Origin of the sequence: Paenibacillus sp. 1_12 (assembly GCF_900114475.1) — a bacterium.
GTDB lineage: Bacteria > Bacillota > Bacilli > Paenibacillales > NBRC-103111 > Paenibacillus_S.
In genome coordinates this window covers 40209-55946 of sequence record NZ_FOTE01000018.1, presented here as the reverse complement: position 1 = coordinate 55946, position 15738 = coordinate 40209, and the positions used below count along the sequence as shown (strand labels likewise).

Genomic DNA, 15738 nt, shown 5'->3' with positions numbered 1-15738 from the left:
AAGGGCTGAGAACCCTAATCAAAAACGGACTATGCAAGTCAAAACCAGTCTATTTCCCCTCCGAAAAGGCCGTAGATCTAGGTTTGGCGAGTTGTCAAAAACAGACTATTTATTGTTCTGGGAGGCTGATGCATAATCGGAGCATGAGCCAGTATAGGTCATTCATAGTCGTTTGGAAGGGGACGTTACATGTCAGCAAAAGCAGATCTATCAACCGCAATACCTGCAAGAAAGTTACAAGTCAAAAATATGTTTATGCGCGAAATGGTTCGCGACAAATGGTTGTACATTATGGCTCTCCCTGGAATTTTGTACTTCCTGATTTTCAGGTATGTGCCCATGTATGGTTTGGTCATCGCATTTCAAGACTTTAAACCACATATCGGCATCATTAACAGCCCTTTTGTCGGGTTGAAGCATTTTGAGCGATTTTTCGGCGAGCCGATTTTCTGGGAGCTGTTCCGAAACACGGTGTTACTTGCTGTTTACAACATGGTATTTTTCTTTCCAATGCCTATTGTTTTGGCGCTGATGATGAATGAGGTGCGAAGAGAAAGATTCAAACGATTCGTTCAGACACTGGTGTACATTCCCCACTTCGTATCCTGGGTTGTCGTCGTCGGGATTTTCTATTTGTTGTTAACCACGGAAGGAGGCGTATTGAATGAGCTGATTTACGCGCTGACCGGCAAGAAAATTGCCTTCTTACTGGAAGCCGATTGGTTCCGAACGATGATTGTCACGCAATCCATATGGAAAGAAGTCGGTTGGGGGACGATTATCTTCCTTGCCGCTTTATCGGGAGTGGATCTTCAATTATATGAGGCGGCCCGCATGGACGGAGCCAATCGTTGGAGACAGCTTTGGCATATTACGCTTCCGGCTATCCGAAGCACCATTATTATCCTTCTTATCCTGCGACTTGGAACGTTCCTGGACAGCGGCTTCGAGCACATCTTCCTAATGCTGACTCCGACCAACCGTGAAGTCGGGGAAGTCTTCGACACTTATGTGTTCTTAAAAGGACTGTCGCAAGGCCAGTATAGCTATAGCGCCACCGTCGGGATGTTCAAATCGGTCGTCGGTTTAGTATTAGTGTTAACGGCCAACTGGATGGCTAAAAGGTTCGGGGAAGAAGGCGTTTACTAATGTTACCATTCAAAACTATAGGTAAGGGGGCGACCATCCATGGTTCAAGACAGGACACTGGGGAACAAACTTTTTGACGGAATCAATTATACGATATTGTTGCTGGTCGGGTTAGTTACTGTACTTCCGTTTATCTACATATTGGCGGTTTCGTTCACCGATCCGCATGAGGTGGCCAAGGGGGGCATTATCCTGTTTCCCACTAAATTTTCTCTGACGGCGTACACATACATCTTCTCCACCAATACACTCTTACGCAGCTTAGGAATTTCCGTCTATATCACAGTCCTTGGGACTCTAATCAATTTGGTATTTACCTCATTGCTGGCTTATCCGCTTTCACGACCAACATTTCGCGGCCGGAATGTCATCATATTGGGCGTATTGTTTACGATGCTGTTCAATGGCGGGCTGATCCCGACCTACTTCGTAGTTAAAGGCTTGGGATTGACCAATACGTTATGGTCATTGATGCTGCCAGTGGCCATCAGCGGTTTCAACTTAATCGTCTTAAAAAACTTTTTCCAGCAAATTCCTGACGGGCTGGAGGATTCAGCTAAAATCGACGGCTGTAACGATCTGGGTGTGCTGCTTCGAGTCGTAATTCCACTGTCTGCACCGGCGTTGGCGACCTTTGGTTTGTTCTACGCAGTCGGCCATTGGAACACGTTCTTCAACGCAATCATGTACATCAACGACAACAAAAGTTGGCCCGTACAGGTGCTATTGCGGGAGATCGTCATCCTAGCGCAAACCCGGATCGGCGACACGAGTACGGATGAACAGCTCATTCAGCCGCTCACGATCCGGATGGCGGTCATCGTCTTCGCGACCATCCCGATTATGCTGATTTATCCTTTCTTGCAGAAGCATTTTGCAAAGGGTGTACTGTTAGGCTCGGTTAAGGGATGACTGGACTTTACAATAGGTCCGTTATCATTTAATAAATCACTTTAATTCGAATTAGGGAGGTCTTAATAAAATGAAAGCATAGACATGGATTGCCGGAGCATCCGTATTCATTCTCACGGCCAGCCTACTCAGCGGCTGTGGTGAAGGAACAGAAGGCGAAGGCGCAAAGCCGTCAGCAGTGCAAGACACTCGGGCGTATACTATCACCATCGCTGCGACTCAAGTGGGAGGTGTCCCCTCACAAGACAATGAAGGGGAAAACACCATTGAGACATACACAACACGGAGCTGGAATTCCAATGGATTCCCAACGCCGCCTATGACTATAAGGTCAACATCACAAACTCGGTCAACGGAATGCCTATGATGCTGCGGGTGAGGTATGTCCCGATAGTCGTCAGTGTGATACAGTTCGGCCTGTTCTGGAAATCACGCCTCATCTTAAAGGCTGTAGAAGTGAAGAAAAAATAAGGGGGATTAAGAAAACATGAAAAAATGGGTTGCATTATCTAGCGCCGTCATTATGGCGGTCGGTGTAGTTTCAGGATGCGGATTGGATAAACCGGCAAGCACAGATGTAACAAAGGCAGCTTCCAAAGTGGATGATACTCCATTGCAATTATCGATGGCGCTTCAGCAGGTGGGAGAAATTCCATCGAAAGGCAACGAATTTGAGCAAGCACTGGAGAAATACACCAATACAAAGTTGGATATCCAATGGATTCCGAATGCGGCTTATGACGAGAAGATTAACGTTATGATCGCCTCCAGTGAACTTCCCAAGCTGGCAAGACTTAATTACGTTCCTACGACAATCAACGCGATGCAATCTGGTTTATTTTGGGAAATCGGACCGATGCTTAAGGATTATAAAAATTTGGCAGGTCTGGATAAACAATATTTTGAGAACGTTTCTGTGGAAGGTAAAATTTACGGCGTTCCCGTTCTTCGTCCAATTGGTCGGGCAGCCATTGTCTATCGAAAGGACTGGTTCGACAAGCTAGGGCTGAAAATACCGAAAACTTTGGATGATTGGTACAATGTGATGAAGGCCATCGCGACCGAGGATCCGGACGGCAATAACAAGGCAGATACGTACGGAACCCAGTTATACAAGAGATATAATGAAGGAACTCAGCCTCCTTTAACTCGGATTGCTGTTACTCAAGGCGCACCGAACCGTTGGGCGGCGGAAAACGGCAAATTTACGCCGGAATTTATGACCAAGCCATATGTAGATACCATGAAGCTGTTCAGGAAGCTATATGAAGAGAAACTGATCAACCAAGATTTCGCCGTATACGACGTAACTGAGCACGATAAAGCGATCGATAGCGAGCGGGTAGCTATGAAGCTCGGTGGAGTAGCCACCAATGGACGAAGCTTCCAAGACCGCATGGCCAAAGTGAATCCCAAAGGCGTGTTCGATATGGCCTTCTTCGAAGGACCGAACGGCATCAAGCAGGCCGGAGAACCGGGGAATTTCGGAGTGATAGTTATTCCGAAATCATCGGTGAAGACCGAGGCTGAATTGAAGCGCGTCCTTAAGTTTCTGGATCAACTGCTCGATTCGAAGATGGCGACTTTGCAGCGTCGTGGTATTGAAGGCACACACTACAAAGTATCGGCTGACGGCAAAAATACGGAAATCACTGACTTGAACTTATTCAACAAAGAAATCAAGCCATATCGCGACAACCTGATCAGCTTAGAGACCTTGAACGTGTTGCCGCAGATTGATTCTCCGATCGGGGTGAAAGGGAATCAAATGGAAGGCGATGGCACCCAATATTCCGTGCCGAACCCGGCATTAACCCTGAATTCTGCGATTTATAGTGAACGTGGCAAGGAGCTGGACCAAATGATCTGGGATGCTCAGACCAAATACATTATGGGCAGACTTGACGACGCGGGCTGGCAGGCTGAGGTGGAAAAGTGGCGTAAAGCGGGCGGAGATCAATTAATAAAAGAATACGAGCAAGCTTACACCAAAATTAAGAAGTAATCGAGGAATGAACCGTTATACCCTTTAATCTTAAAGCTGGATTTTCAGTTTTAGATTATTGGGTATTTTGTTTTGCGGATACCATTAGCTTAGTCGTATAATCTCAGTTCGAGATTAATTTTTTAAAATGCCAATGATCTATGCCCGTTAAATCCAAAAAGAAATATTAAATACAAAGGATGAACTAAAAAACAAGCCTAGAAAGTGCACCTGCGCCTTCTAAGCTTGTTTAGCGGTGATTTTTATATTACTTGCTCTTTGGTGCCAGCATATTGAGTAGAACGGTTACAGCCTCTGCCCTTGTAGCGTGGTCTTGAGGCGCGAACTCGTTAGCACCTTTTCCTTGCACAATGCCTGCTTTCTTCACGTAAGCAACACCGTCCTTCGCCCACACTGGAATGCTCTTGTCATCTGCAAAGCCCGTTGCGACATTCGATTCACTATGCCGACCCAGAGCATTCGCAAGTATGACTGCCATCTCTGCACGTGTTATTTCTGCATCTGGACGGAAGCTTCCGTCCTCATAGCCATTAATAATCCCTGCTTGTACCGCCTGCGCGACCGCTTTCTGCGCCCAAGTTCCGATCTTCGCTGAATCTAAGAAACTCAGCTTCGTTCCTTCTCCTGGCAGCTTCATTATGTTCATCAGCATCACGGCAAATTCTGCTCGCGTCACGGTGTGATTCGGCTTAAACGTCCCGTCCGGATATCCAGTCACGATAGCACCGCTTACCGCTTGCTTTATGTTGGACTCAGCCCAATGTCCAGTAATATCCGTAAAGGTTATACTTGGTTTCGTTTCTGTTGAAGCCGCTTCGCTTAGAGCGAATACCGCAAATTTCGTAAAGTGATTGACTTCTACGGTGAGGGTCGAGCCATTAACCTTGCTACCCTCGACTTCCACCCATACGTTCTTCGCTTCGTCATAGTAGAATACGGCTACCCTTTGATTGATCTGTACATTTGCAGGATCAAAAGCTAAGGTTAGCGTTACCGGTTTGTTGAAGTTGTCCGGGAAATTTTTCATAATCTCAAAGACCGAACTGGCTAGAACGCCTTGATTCATGAGCAGACTTTGAGTTTGCAGCACTTTTTCTATCGTGATCTTCAATTCTTTGTCTGTTGCATCGGCAGGAATAACGATCGTGATCCCATTTTCCAAGCTGACATTGCCTTTATTACCAACCGGAAGCGTTAATTTGCCATCCGTGGAGGTCAGCGTATTGTCACTAGAGGAGGTTGAGCCGCTGCTGCCACTACTTTTGTCACCGGATGATGACCACGGTATGACTGGATTGGAGACAACAGATATTGCACTGCTTCCCTCACTATTGATCGCTTTCACCGTAAACGTATAGGTCAACCCATTCGACAAGCCTGTTATCGTAATCGGACTTGTTGTTCCTGTTACGATGGTGTTGCCGGGTGTTGTTGTTACCTCATACCCTGTGATCCCACTTCCGCCATTATCGGAAGGTCCTTTAAAGCTGATGATAGCCTGACCGCTACCTGCAACAGCGGTTATGTCAGTCGGAACTCCCGGAACGGTCTTCGGTATCGCGCTCACAATGTTGGAAGCTCCACTTTCTCCGCCGCCATTGATCGCCTTCACGACAAAATAGTACGTCTTACCATTGGTCAAGCCAGTCACAGTGTAGTTGTACACCGAGCCGCTCACTGTGGCTACTTCGGTTCCATTTGTTGATGAATTCACACTTTGGTAGACTCTATAGCCTGTGGAATAGTTAACCGGATTCCACGTAAGGGCTAACTGCGCGTTGCCGGCTATAGGTGTCTCTAACTCCGGTGATGTTGGTAATGGAGCTTGAGGTGTTGCGCTCACAATGTTGGAAGCTCCACTTTCTCCGCCGCCATTGATCGCCTTCACGACAAAATAGTATGTCGTGCCGTTGGTTAAGCTTGTCACATTATAGTTGTACACCGATCCGCTCACTGTGGTAACTTCGGTTCCATACGTTGCGGAATTTACACTTTGGTAGACTCTGTACCCTGTCGAACCGTTGACCGGATTCCATGCAAGGGCTACCTGCGCATTGCCGGCTACAGGTGTTGCTAACACCGGAGCTCCAGCTAATGGAGGTTGTGGCGTAACGCTCACTTCGCTGGAAGCCACGCTATTCCCTTCTATATTCATTGCAACTACCGTAAAGGTATAGGTGGTTCCATTCGTAAGTCCTGTAACTGTAATCGGACTCGTTGCCCCAGTTCCTGTCTTTCCACCCGGATTTGCAGTTACCGTGTAACTAGTAATCACGCTTCCCCCGTTATCAGCAGGTGCCGTAAAGCTGATGGTAGCTTGTTGGTCACCTGCTGCAGCCATGACGCCTGTTGGGGCCTTCGGCACAATCGTAGTTACCAGCTTCTGTATACGATGGTTAGACGAATCCGCCACATACACATTACCATAGCTGTCTACCGCCACTCCATTTGGATCAGCAAACTCGCTTACGTCAGGGCCATACTGGCCTCCCAACTGGCTCCAAGCCCCTGTGGCTGCCGTCAGCTTCTGTATGCGGTAGTTACCCATATCCGCCACATACACATTACCGTTGCTGTCTATCGCCACTCCAGTTGGATTAGCAAACTGGCCTAAGCCACTTCCTCTAATGCCGCCCAACTGGCTCCAAGCCCCTGTGGCTTCGGTTAGCTTCTGTATGCGGTTGTTATTCTTATCCGCCACATACACATTACCGTTGCTGTCTACCGCCACCCCAGCTGGATTATTAAACTGGCCTAAGCCACTTCCGGCTAGATCCTCCAACTGGCTCCAAGCCTGTGTGGCTGCCGTCAGCTTCTGTATGCGGCCGTTACCCGTATCCACCACATACACATTACCGTTGCTGTCTATCGCCACTCCAGATGGAGAAACAAACTGGCCTACAGCACCCAACGAACTCCAAACCCCTGCCGTCAACATCTGTATACGGCGGTTACCCGAATCCGCCACATACATATTACCTCTGCTGTCTACCGCCACACCAGTTGGATTATCAAACTCGCCAGCGCCACTTCCTCTAGAGCCGCCCCACTGGCTCCAAACCCCTGTGGCTGCCGTCAGCTTCTGTATGCGGTTGTTATTCCTATCCGCCACATACATATTTCCGCCGCTGTCTACCGCTACTCCAGTTGGATAAGTAAACTCGCCCGGAGCAGTACCTGCAGTAGTTCCCATGACACTCCACTGGCTCCAAGCCTGTGTGGCTGCCGTCAGCTTCTGTATGCGGTGGTTATTCGGATCTGCCACATACACATTACCGCTGCTGTCTATCGCCACTCCCATAGGAATATTGAACTCGCCTAGGTCACTTCCATAAGTGCTGCCCAATTGGCTCCAAGCCCCAGTGGCTGCCGTCAGCTTTTGTATGCGGTTGTTACTCGAATCCGCCACATACACATTACCGCTGCTGTCTACCGTAACTCCACTTGGACGGGAAAACTCGCCAGCGCCACTTCCGGAAGTGCCCAACGAACTCCAAGCCCACTCGCTCCAATCCTTTGTGGCTGCCGTCAGCTTCTGTATGCGGTGGTTAAACATATCCGCCACATATACATTACCGTTGTTGTCTACCGCTACTCCAGTTGGATTTTCAAACTGACCTAAGCCATGTCCTTCTTGGCCCAACGAACTCCAAGCCCACTGGCTCCAATCCTCTGTGGTTGCCGTCAGTTTCTGTATGCGGTGGTTAAACGTATCCGCCACATATACATTACCGTTGCTGTCTACCGCCACTCCAGCTGGATTCCAGAACTGGCCATCAGCATTTCCGGATTGGCCCAAAGAACTCCAAGTCCCTGTGGCTGCTGTCAGCTTCTGTATGCGCTGGTTAAACGTATCTGCCACATACACATTACCGCTGCTGTCTACCGCCACCCCAGCTGGATTATTAAATTGGCCTAAGCCACTTCCAGAAGTGCCACCCAACTGGCTCCAATCTCCTGTGGCAGCGGTTAGCTTCTGTATGCGGCTGTTACTCGTATCCGCCACATACATATTACCGCTGTTGTCTATCGCCACGCTATAAGGATAAAAAAATCCTCCCAATTTTTTACTATGAACCAATCCCGGCTTGCCATATTGACTCCATTGTTCTGTTGCTTGTACCGGGTTTGCAAATAACCCTGCACCTATTAAAATGAACAGCGCCAAGCTCAGCATGTACCATTTCGTTTTATTCCTTTTTACTTTAATTTGATTCTTGATGGTCGTCATGTTTCTTTTCCCTCCATATCTCCTGAGCTTGATGAAAGCTCGCAGTAAAAGTCGAAACTCCCGTTGCTTGATGTCAACTTATGTCGCTCCTTTCCTAACTTTAAGGCTATTTCGGCAAAAAAAAAATCCCCCGAAATACGGGGGAGAAGAATACAAAAAAAGGGGTAGAACACAGAAGAAATGGGGATACCAGGGATTCCCTTCATGCCAGTGTCATTATTTCTTTGGCACGCTCCAACGCTTGCGCTCGATTGTTGACACCAAGCTTTCTGTATATGTTTTTAATATGCGACTTTACCGTTTCACCCGAGATATTCAGACGATTGGCGATTTCCTTGTTTGACTTTCCATGGGTGATCAATATGAATACTCTAGCCTCCCGCTCGGTTAGTATCTCTTTAAGAGAGAGTTCCTCTTTCGAAGTGACGTGCAGCGCTTGAAGCAGTTGCCCTACGTACGCTAATGAAGCGGAGGGGGAACTTTTTATGCGAACGCCTAGCCGCACCTTCATATAAGCGGATAACAACTCTGTCATCACAGCGCCTTCGTCCATAAAGCTGCGAATGTACCCCTCTGGTTCTGCTAAGAGTAAGGCTGTCTCCAACTGAACAAGTGCAGCCTCTTTCTGACCTAACCTATAAAGCGCCACACCTTGCATAATCAACACCTTGATTCGATCGCGGAGACGATCTTCCTTGTCTAATAAACGCTCCAACCGTTCCATCAGATACAGCGCTTCATCCATCCGTTCACAGACTGCAAGCACTCTAGCCAACGCCAAATGCTCTTCCATACGATTCAGCGAAACCTCGTCCGTATGCGCTAGACCACACCTTTGCAACCAATCAAGCGCATCTTGTCGTGAGCCTTTCTTCACAGATAGACAAGCTTGTTCCGCTTCGATTTTCAACCTAAATAATTCAACATCTGGCGACTCAATCTGCGACTTCAACTGTTCCAACAGCTCGGATGCTTGGTTTAGATTGCCTTTGGCTTGCTGAATCCGCGAAGCACTAATGATATTTTGCATCAAAATACGCGCAAAAGGCTGTATGTCTTCTCGTCCAAGCGCCTGATTTACATAAAACTCTGCCTCATCCAACCGATTCCATTCGTACAGCAATTTGCTATAAGAGGCATACAAGAATCCGATGAACGGATATTCTCGTTTGTCTTTCCAGATTGTAATCCACTTCAACAGGAAGACATCCGCTGCATGTAGATCGTTAATAAGCGCCAACTGATCATCGAACGAATCATGGCCTTGATATCGGTTACGCCCCACCGTCTGAAAAAAGCTGCCTTCCGGCATATATCGTTCTACCAATTCGAAGTAGTCCGACGTTCGCTCCAAATCCTTCTGAAGATAAGAGGTAACCGCCATAAAAAAGTAAATATTGCCCATAGCGAGCTTCCATTCTGCATCAGTCCAGTTCCCCTCCTGCGCTTGAAAGCGGCTTGCGGCTTGCTCCACTCTACTGAAAGCGGCCTTCCATTCCCCTACGCCCAGCAATACGGATATATAGAATAGTTCAATCATCGGCTTCTCCACAAAGGAGTTTTCTGGCAAAACAGATACCCATCGGATCAGCAGCACACTTTTGGATTGCACGAACGTAGGCAGCTTTTTCTCAATCAACCGAACAGCATCTTCGGTCTGTTGTCCCTCTACATAATGCTCTACCGCTTCTTCGTCAAAACCATGCTGCTCCAGCCATTTCGCCGCACGAATATGCGCTTGCATCCATTTGTCCGGATCGGTTCTAAAAAGCATTTGTTGCAAAAAATCAGAAAGTAACTGATGATAGCGATACCACTGCCTGTGATCGTCCAGAGGGATGACAAACAAGTTCAGCTTCTCTAATCTCTCCAGAAGCTCTTGACTGTTCACTTGACCCGTTACAGCCTGGCACAAGGAACCATTCATCCGACTCAACACTGAAGTTTCCAATAAAAAAGCGCGCATAGACTCCGATTGATGAAGGAACACTTCTTCCAGCAAATAATCAGCTATATGATGCTGGTGACCGCTGAATTGTTGAAGGGTCTCGCCTATATTCATGCTGCGTTTCAGAGAGATCGCCGCCAGCTGCAGGCCGCTGATCCAACCTTCGGTCTGATGGAACAGCACCGTTACTTGCTCTTTGGTTAGTAATAATTCGGTCGTATCACTGAAAAAGGCATGCCCCTCATCCAGTTGAAACCGCAAATCATGCATCATGATTTGATTTAGCTCACCTTTTGCCAGAAGCCGCGCCGTAGGTATCGCCAAATCACTGCGACTTGCAATAAACAGATGAATATGGGGAGGTAAATGCTCAAGTAGATAGATCATGGATTGGTGAATATCGGGAACTTCTATGACATGGTAATCGTCGAGAATAATGACCAACTCACCGGTTAATCGATTCAACTCATTTAGTAATGCCGTAATTGCAGACTTTAATGATAGCGTAGGCCCTTTTTCAAGAAGAGGCTCTATCGTTTGACCAAAACCTTGGACTGCCTCCTTAATGGAAGCTGTGACGCAGCTCCAGAACTGACCCCAGTCATTGTCCTGCTTATCCAGCGAAACCCACGCTACAAGCGCGCCGTATTGCTTCACCCATTCACTTAACACGGTTGTTTTCCCATAACCAGCTTGCGCGGAAACAAGCGTCAGCTTGGCTTGCAGCCCCTCATTCAGCTTGCGCATCAGCCTCGGCCTAGACACCAAGACCTTACGCGCATGGGGGATATGAAGCTTCGTACTTACAATCAATAGAATCCCTCCGTGCGGAATTGAACTTTAAGTTCAATCTACTTATAGTATATCAGACAAGACAAGTTCGCGCCCCATTTGAGCCATACTGTCACATCTCACTTCTTGTTTTATAACCATCCATATTTAGGTTTTGGTGCAACAATTAAAGTTGATCAAGGATATCCTCGGTTGTATTGTTTGATTATGCTGCCTAACCCGATCATTTGTTGATTAATTCAACTGCAGAATGGACAGACGAATGATTACATTCGACCTGCCGTTTCAAAAGACTAGAATCCCATCATTGGCTTTATGATTTGGAAGGATGGTTAAGATACCTTTAATGCTCTCAACCTTTTAGGTAAAACTGAATAAACTTCTATACTTATTGCAATAATGATGAAGGAAAATCAAACCTATAAGAAGAAATAATTAGAAAACATTTAAGCAAGATGAGGAGGTAATTATGGGCAGATTAGTTCATTTCGAAATTCATGTGGATGACATGGAGCGTGCCAAGAAGTTTTATGGAGAGGTATTTGGATGGACATTTGAAGATTGGAGCGATTATGCTGGAATGCCTTACTTTGGAGCTGTTACTGGCGATGCAAATGAGCTTGGAATTAACGGAGCTTTGATGCAACGTCAAGGTGCTTCCCCTGAACCAGGCCAGCCCTTGAATGGTTTTGCATGTACAATTGGAGTAGCAAATTACGATTCTACCGAAGCAAAAATTATTAATTATGGAGGTAAGGTCGCATTGCCCAAATATGCTCTGCCTGGCATGGCATGGCAGGGATATTATATGGATACCGAAGGCAATAATTTTGGTATTCATCAGCCAGATAAGAACGCAAAATAAAATTTTATCAATATAAAACAAACTTCCGCATTGCTGCTGCAAATAGTTAGCAATTTCAGGTGGTCAAGGTTTGACGGTTACATAGAGCTATTTCGCTTCAACTGCAATACCTTGTGTAAACAAAGAAAGGAGCCTGCCACATCGAGTGGCAAGCTCCTTTTCGTTGTTGTGGATTTGCAGTATGTAGACGAGAGGAGTCGAGCCCCTGTCCGAAGATAACGCCACATAAGCTCTACGAGTGGAGCCACAAAATGTCACCCAAGCAGTGCCCCGTAAACGTAACTATGTTGGGGCAGCCTAGTTGTCTTCTTCAGCTAGCCGCAGGCGGAAACTAGACAGCGTATTCCACATTAACCAAATAGTTAAGGAGCTTATTCAGCCAGCCCGTTTTTGAACGCGTAGATAGCTGCTTGTGTACGATCCTCAACACCGAGCTTGGCTAAAATGTTCGTTACATGGAATTTAACCGTTTTGATTCCGATAAACAGCTCGTCCGCAACGTCCTGATTCGACCGCCCGGATGCAATAAGCCGCAGTACTTCCATCTCGCGTTCCGTCAGTTCATCGTGGGCCGGGGCTACGGGCTTTGGCTGTCGAAAGCGGTTCATGATCTTTGATGCAACCTGGGATTCAAGAATAGATTGCCCTTTGACCGCAGCGCGTATTGCCTGCGCCACTTCTGCCGCGCGTGATGTTTTCAATAAATAGCTGAAGGCGCCCGCTTCAATAACAGGATACATTTTCTCATCATCCAAAAAGCTTGTCAGTACGACTACCTTACAATTGGGATACAGCTTGAGCAGCTGCTTCGTCGTTTCAATCCCATCCATACCCTCCATGACAAGGTCCATCAGAACCACATCCGGCTTATACTCTTGTGCTAGACGAATCCCTTCCGCACCATTGCTGGCTTCACCAACGACTTCAATGTCATCCTCTGTGCTCAGCACGGCGGCAAGGCCAATCCGTACCATCTCATGATCATCCACCAGCAATACTTTTATTGCCTGTTCCTCATTCTCCAAGCTCTTCCACTCCTTCCGCTATAATAGGAACCCGAATATCAATCCGCGTGCCCTTTCCTGGTGCCGTGATCAGATTCAAGGACCCGCCAATTTCGTTCACACGTTCTTTCATTGTCATAATGCCGTAAGAGGCATGCTTCTTCACATCTAGATCAAAACCGATTCCGTTATCACGAATGAGCAAGCGAATGCTTTCTGCCGATGACTGTGTGAGCCGCACCTCGAGCCGTGTCGCCTTGGAGTGCCGCAGCGCATTCGACATGGCTTCTTGGACAATACGAAACAGATGATCCTCAATGCCCTTAGGGAGCTGGATATCATCCGTCAATTCGCCTACAATCTCCATGGGCACCTTGGCGGCCAGCTCATCGAGCAGCTCGACTAAGCCCTCTGCCAGTCGTTTGCCTTCCAGATGAACAGGACGCAGATGCAGAAGCAGCGCACGCATCTCTGATTGCGCCACTGAAGCCATTTCCTCAATCAAATAAATTTGCCGCTGCGCCTTGTCAAAGTCCTTATCCAGCGTGCGCCCGACCGCCGTAGCCGTCATCGAGATCGCGAACAGCTGCTGACTGACCGCATCATGCAGCTCCCTCGCCAGCCGCTGCCGTTCTTCGACAATCGCTGAATATTTGGCTTTTTGCGCAAGCTGCGCATTATTATTGGAAAGCCGCTGCAGCGAGCTGACCTGCTCTTCCCATTTTTTCGTGATCTCGTTGAGCTGCTCTCCGAGCCGACCGATTTCATCCTCGCCTAGCGGAGGAACCGTACGCGTCAGATTCCCCTTTTCCAGTGCCAGCATCACCTCGCCAAGCTGCTCCAGCCGGGACTTCATCTTGCCGCTGTACCAAATGCCATATACGCCGCCGATGGCGACAACAATGAGAATCAAGGTCAGGCTCATTTGAATGCCTTCACTCCAAGTGGTGAACTCTTTCAGATAACCATAATGGATCAGGAAGTACACAATAACGCCAAACAAAACAAGGCTGAGCCCAATCGACTCGCCCATGCTTCGCCACATCATATTGGTCAGCCGTTTATTGTGTCTTTCCATTAAGCATGTCCTCCTAGCTTTACCGCAATTCCTCTAAAAGTCTGGTGAATAAGTCTCCGCTGCGCGGCCAAGATCCTTACGGTCACAGCGATAAACATCCGGAAACAAAGGCGAATACTAACGCTTCTGCATGATAACTTACTCTTTATTCACCAGACACCTAAACAATCTTGATATCAATATCCGCTATAATATAGGAAATCATTAACTTTACCTGCGTATCCGCAGTTTCAAAGTTAGCTGTTTGCCATACCGTTTTATTTAAAATGCCCGATTCTTTATTAGGTCCGATCACTGCTTCTCCAAAAATAACGGACGAAGTTACGGAGAGTCCCATATCCTCTGGCACGATAATATCAAGATCGGCGATTACGCCCTGCAGAACAAGCGTAACTTCTCTTTGTTCAGGAATCGCGTAGGTCAAATCAATCTTTGCTTCACCGATGACATGCCAGATGGAGCTGTTGCGTAAAACCCATGGCTCTTTCCCCCAACGTACGCTCTCAATCAAGCTTTTCTTCACATAGCTTTCGGCGCGATGCAGCTGCCTGGAACGAATATAGAAAAACCCCAACGAGATTAATATAATAGCAAGCAGCAAAGAGAAGTTACCGCCTAATAAAATAACGAGTCCAATCCCCATCAAAATATAGCCCTTGCGTGGAGATGACTTTCTCACCTTATGAATACCGATAAAAATCAGCACAATGGCAAGCACGGTGAAAAAGCCCCAATGATTATTGGAAAGCAAAAATATGCCAACGCCGATCAAAACCAGCGCTACATTGCGGTCGTTACGGTTGCCCTTCCGGTCATGACCAGTCCCGTCTCCACGTTCGCTTCCCTTCCATTTACGGTCAAATTTCTTCATCCTATGCTGCCTCCTTTCTTATGCTGATTCTGGGTAGTATGTGATACATTTGCATATATTTACTCTGATATCTTCATAGGCTGAAAAGCCATAGCGGCTTTGAAATGGCCCTATGGCTTTTTGCCTTACCAAGCATATCATAATTCGGTATCCACTCAAAGAGGATAATGAGAAGAAATTACTGAGACTTCTCTGAGCCCATCTTTTCTTTTAACAGCTGCAGTTGATCATCAACTTTCTTTTGCTTAGCCGCGTCTATGCTGCTAGCAGGCGTGTAGCCAACTCCAGAGGAATATGCGCTGCTGCCCACATAAGGCTTGCGTGCAATTTCAGCTTCCACTTCAAGCGTTACAATCTTGTCTTCCATACGTCTGAAGCCTTTGGCGGCATGACCGCCTTCGATTACATTTTGCGCTGTAACTTGAGCCATTTGACGCTGTGCTCTTGCTAATTGGGCACGGGATACCAATTCACTGCGCTTGTTGCGCATTTGATAGAACGCATCCTTCATCTCATGAAGCTGTTGAACGAGCTCAGCAGCCTGTACCTTAGCTTGCTCATGCGAATCGCCATACTCTGCAATTTTGCCTTCGTAGTACAGCTTTTGCTCTAGAGCCTGACGAGCAGCCAGTTCCTGACCATTCTTCAAAGCTTCCTTAGCCTGCTCTTCACGTTGATCTGTCAAACGAATCGCTTCTTCATAACGTTCCTTCAGTTTACGTTCGTTGGCAATTTGGCGGGCTACTGTTACTTCTGCTTGAGCAATTTCTTCCTCCATATCACGCAAATATTGATTTAACATAATAATCGGATCTTCAACTTTATCCAAAATTTCATGCAGTGATGCCTTCGTCATATCCTTGATTCTTGAAAATACTCCCAT

10 protein-coding genes are annotated in these 15738 nt (G+C 47.1%); 4 read left to right on the top strand and 6 right to left on the bottom strand.

Annotated elements, in window-relative coordinates; all coding sequences use genetic code 11:
• The first annotated feature begins 249 nt into the window (after window positions 1-249).
• The 3 genes from BM210_RS27370 to BM210_RS27360 all read left to right on the top strand — a co-directional run bounded on the left by BM210_RS27370 (window position 250) and on the right by BM210_RS27360 (window position 4066).
• Entirely contained in the window at window positions 250-1149 is a 900-nt protein-coding gene (locus tag BM210_RS27370; RefSeq protein ID WP_305728476.1) for an ABC transporter permease, read from the top strand.
• A 39-nt stretch (window positions 1150-1188) separates the two neighbouring features.
• Window positions 1189-2061, top strand: coding sequence for a carbohydrate ABC transporter permease (locus BM210_RS27365; RefSeq protein WP_091175451.1), 873 nt, complete (start codon window positions 1189-1191; stop codon window positions 2059-2061).
• Between the two features lie 487 nt (window positions 2062-2548).
• The gene (locus BM210_RS27360; RefSeq protein WP_091175449.1) at window positions 2549-4066 is read left to right on the top strand and encodes an extracellular solute-binding protein; all 1518 of its coding nucleotides are present in this window, start codon (window positions 2549-2551) and stop codon (window positions 4064-4066) included.
• Between the two features lie 247 nt (window positions 4067-4313).
• On the opposite strand, the gene BM210_RS27355 is transcribed toward BM210_RS27360, so the two are convergent.
• Complete coding sequence (locus tag BM210_RS27355; RefSeq protein ID WP_091175448.1) at window positions 4314-8297, bottom strand: S-layer homology domain-containing protein; 3984 nt, start codon at window positions 8295-8297, stop codon at window positions 4314-4316.
• Window positions 8298-8499: 202 nt separating this feature from the next.
• Entirely contained in the window at window positions 8500-11058 is a 2559-nt protein-coding gene (locus BM210_RS27350) for a winged helix-turn-helix domain-containing protein (RefSeq protein ID WP_091175446.1), read from the bottom strand.
• A gap of 448 nt (window positions 11059-11506) precedes the next feature.
• Here BM210_RS27350 and BM210_RS27345 point away from each other — a divergent pair, with 448 nt between their 5' ends.
• Window positions 11507-11902 (top strand): VOC family protein, encoded by a 396-nt coding sequence (locus BM210_RS27345; RefSeq protein ID WP_091175445.1) that lies wholly within the window; start codon window positions 11507-11509, stop codon window positions 11900-11902.
• A gap of 371 nt (window positions 11903-12273) precedes the next feature.
• On the opposite strand, the gene BM210_RS27340 is transcribed toward BM210_RS27345, so the two are convergent.
• From BM210_RS27340 to BM210_RS27325, 4 genes are all read right to left on the bottom strand, one after another.
• Window positions 12274-12927, bottom strand: a complete 654-nt coding sequence (locus tag BM210_RS27340; protein ID WP_091175443.1) for a response regulator transcription factor — start codon at window positions 12925-12927, stop codon at window positions 12274-12276.
• Window positions 12917-13984, bottom strand: a complete 1068-nt coding sequence (locus BM210_RS27335) for a sensor histidine kinase (protein ID WP_091175442.1) — start codon at window positions 13982-13984, stop codon at window positions 12917-12919. Before BM210_RS27335 ends, BM210_RS27340 begins: the two co-directional genes overlap by 11 nt.
• Window positions 13985-14144: 160 nt before the next feature.
• Complete coding sequence (gene liaF, locus BM210_RS27330) at window positions 14145-14855, bottom strand: cell wall-active antibiotics response protein LiaF (protein WP_091175440.1); 711 nt, start codon at window positions 14853-14855, stop codon at window positions 14145-14147.
• Between the two features lie 178 nt (window positions 14856-15033).
• Window positions 15034-15738, bottom strand: coding sequence for a PspA/IM30 family protein (locus BM210_RS27325; RefSeq protein WP_091175439.1), 705 nt, complete (start codon window positions 15736-15738; stop codon window positions 15034-15036).

What these genes read in the sequence shown, in the direction of transcription:
- BM210_RS27370 (WP_305728476.1), top strand. Translation starts at nt 250, where the DNA reads ATGTTTATGCGCGAAATGGTTCGCGACAAATGGTTGTACATTATGGCT.
- BM210_RS27365 (WP_091175451.1), top strand. Translation starts at nt 1,189, where the DNA reads ATGGTTCAAGACAGGACACTGGGGAACAAACTTTTTGACGGAATCAAT.
- BM210_RS27360 (WP_091175449.1), top strand. Translation starts at nt 2,549, where the DNA reads ATGAAAAAATGGGTTGCATTATCTAGCGCCGTCATTATGGCGGTCGGT.
- BM210_RS27355 (WP_091175448.1), bottom strand. Translation starts at nt 8,297, where the DNA reads ATGACGACCATCAAGAATCAAATTAAAGTAAAAAGGAATAAAACGAAA.
- BM210_RS27345 (WP_091175445.1), top strand. Translation starts at nt 11,507, where the DNA reads ATGGGCAGATTAGTTCATTTCGAAATTCATGTGGATGACATGGAGCGT.
- BM210_RS27335 (WP_091175442.1), bottom strand. Translation starts at nt 13,984, where the DNA reads ATGGAAAGACACAATAAACGGCTGACCAATATGATGTGGCGAAGCATG.
- liaF (WP_091175440.1), bottom strand. Translation starts at nt 14,855, where the DNA reads ATGAAGAAATTTGACCGTAAATGGAAGGGAAGCGAACGTGGAGACGGG.
- BM210_RS27325 (WP_091175439.1), bottom strand. Translation starts at nt 15,738, where the DNA reads ATGGGAGTATTTTCAAGAATCAAGGATATGACGAAGGCATCACTGCAT.